This is a genomic window from bacterium, from assembly GCA_004299235.1.
Classification (GTDB): domain Bacteria; phylum Chloroflexota; class Dormibacteria; order Dormibacterales; family Dormibacteraceae; genus SCQL01.
In genome coordinates this window covers 1-2,101 of sequence record SCQL01000067.1, presented here as the reverse complement: position 1 = coordinate 2,101, position 2,101 = coordinate 1, and the positions used below count along the sequence as shown (strand labels likewise).

At 63.2% G+C, this 2,101-nt stretch carries 3 protein-coding genes; all 3 read left to right on the top strand.

Annotation, left to right across the window (positions count from 1 at the left end; genetic code table 11):
* Positions 1-16: 16 nt before the first annotated feature.
* Genes EPN29_14240 through EPN29_14230 form a run of 3 tightly spaced genes read left to right on the top strand, consistent with a single transcriptional unit; the run spans position 17 to position 2,098 of the window.
* Entirely contained in the window at positions 17-1,444 is a 1,428-nt protein-coding gene (locus tag EPN29_14240) for a nitric-oxide reductase (protein ID TAN30763.1), read from the top strand.
* A 60-nt stretch (positions 1,445-1,504) separates the two neighbouring features.
* The gene (locus EPN29_14235; GenBank protein TAN30762.1) at positions 1,505-1,735 is read left to right on the top strand and encodes a hypothetical protein; all 231 of its coding nucleotides are present in this window, start codon (positions 1,505-1,507) and stop codon (positions 1,733-1,735) included.
* Positions 1,736-1,747: 12 nt separating this feature from the next.
* The gene (locus EPN29_14230) at positions 1,748-2,098 is read left to right on the top strand and encodes a hypothetical protein (protein ID TAN30761.1); all 351 of its coding nucleotides are present in this window, start codon (positions 1,748-1,750) and stop codon (positions 2,096-2,098) included.
* Positions 2,099-2,101: the final 3 nt, after the last annotated feature.

Sequence of the window (2,101 nt, the reverse complement as noted above, 5' to 3'; positions counted from 1 at the left end):
GCGAGGCAGGTATCGTATGCAAGAGCGGCCGAGCTTCCCCGAATCGCAGAGTCTAGCCCTCAAGTATTTCGCCGCCTCCGTGGTGCTCTTCGGGATCGTAGTCGTGGCCGGTCTGCTGGCAGCGATCGACTACGCGCACCCGCAGTTCCTCTATCCGGTGCTGCCCTTCAGCATCCTCAAGATCTTGCACATCGACGTGCTGATCATCTGGATCCTCATGGCATTCATGGGCGCGCTCTTCTGGCTGATTCCCGCGGAGTACGGCCGGGAGTTGGTGGGCCTCAAGCTCGCTAACGTCATCTTCTGGATCTTTTGCGCAACGGTGCTCGTGGTCGCAGCGATCTTCGTCTTCGTGCAGTTCGGACCCGGTACGGATCGCACCCTGTGGCTCATCAATCAAGGACGCAAGTACGTCGAGGAGCCACGCTGGGCGGCGATCATCGTGGCAATCGGCGTCGCCGTCTTCGTCTACAACATCGTGGGAACTGCCGTCGCAAGCAAACGCGTCACGGGCGTGGTCTGGGTGGTCATCCTCAACTTGGTGCCGCTCTTCTTCCTCTACCTCATCGCCTTCCCGGCGCCAACCAATATTTCCGTCGACCAGTTCTGGTGGTGGTGGCTGGTGCACTTCTGGGTCGAGGCAACCTGGGAGGTGATGATCGGCTCGATCGTAGCGCTGGTGCTGATGCGTCTCATGGGCACCTCGCGCAGGATCGTGGAAACCTGGCTCTACATCGAAGTGGCATTGGTCTTGGCCACCGGCGTGCTGGGCATCGGCCACCACTACTTCTGGATGGGAGCTCCAGCGTACTGGCTGGGGATCGGCGGCTTCTTCTCCGCCCTCGAGCCGCTGCCGCTCTTGGGCATGGTGGTGCACGCCGTCTATGACGCCGGCGAGCACCACATGAAGATGACCAACGAGCCGGCCTTCTACTGGATGATGGCGGAGGCATTCGGCAACTTCATCGGCGCCGGCATCTTCGGCTTCATGATTACCCTGCCGCAGATCAACCTCTTTGCTCACGGCACGCAGTGGACGGCATCTCATGGCCACTTCGCCATGTGGGGGGCCTACGGCTGCGGCGTGATCTCGGTGATCTACCTTGCTCTGCAGGATCACCGGCGCGCGACGCTTTTTGCCGGCGCGACGTGGAAGTGGGCCTTCGCGCTGCTCAATGGCGGGATGATCGGTATGGTGGGCTCGCTGATGATGGCGGGAATGGCGCAGGCTTTCTACGAGCGCGCGATCGGCGGCTCGACGTTCAACGCCTTCGTCTCGGCGTCGTCGTCTCCGTGGTTCATCGAGGGGTTGGGAATGCGGCTGGTCTTCGCCATCGTCTTCGCCGCGGGGTATTTCGTTCTCGCCTACGACCTGCTCACCATCGGGAAGCGCGTGCGCGAGACCTCGCGCGCGGGCGGCCCGGCACGCGCGCCGGCAGAGTGACGCGCCGTGCTCCCGTGGCAAGTACTCGCAACATCGAGCCTGCTTGGAGTTTTTGCCTTCATGGGCGGCGGCTATGCCGTGCTCTACGTCGCCGCCATGCTCTCCGAGCGCCGGTCTCTGACGCGCATCGCCTACGCCTGCTACGCCGCGCAGTGCGCGTGCCTGCTCGCCGTGCTTTGGATCTCGCCGCTACAGGTGATGTGGAAGATCTTTCTCGTCTGCAGTTGTGCGGCGTACGCCGTCATCCCGCCGATCACGTGGCGCTACCTGCGCCGGCTTCACGGCGCATGAGGAGTTGACATCATGCTCTCCAACATCGCGAGCACGATCTTGGGCCTGCTGCTCGTCTACGCATCGGTACTCGACCAGCACCTGGTCCTCTCGCCCGCCTGGACGTGGCTGGGCAGCATCGCCGGTGTGGCGATCATCGCGCTCGCGCTCCGGTCGCGCGGTCTGGACTATCATCCGTGGCATGCAAACACGGCGCTGGTCCTGGGAGTCTTTCTCATAGCGGCGACATTGATCGAGCGCGCGATTGCCACGCCAAACGCAGCCGTCACCTGGATCGTCTTCTGGGCGGGGCTGCTGGTGGCGTTCTTCGCCCTCTGGGCTGCGCTCTACCGGCCCTCTGCCGAGGTGATGGCTGAAGAGTGAGCG

Excerpts from the sequence above, each read along its gene's own strand:
- EPN29_14240 (TAN30763.1), top strand. The coding sequence starts at position 17 with ATGCAAGAGCGGCCGAGCTTCCCCGAATCGCAGAGTCTAGCCCTCAAG.
- EPN29_14235 (TAN30762.1), top strand. The coding sequence starts at position 1,505 with ATGGGCGGCGGCTATGCCGTGCTCTACGTCGCCGCCATGCTCTCCGAG.
- EPN29_14230 (TAN30761.1), top strand. The coding sequence starts at position 1,748 with ATGCTCTCCAACATCGCGAGCACGATCTTGGGCCTGCTGCTCGTCTAC.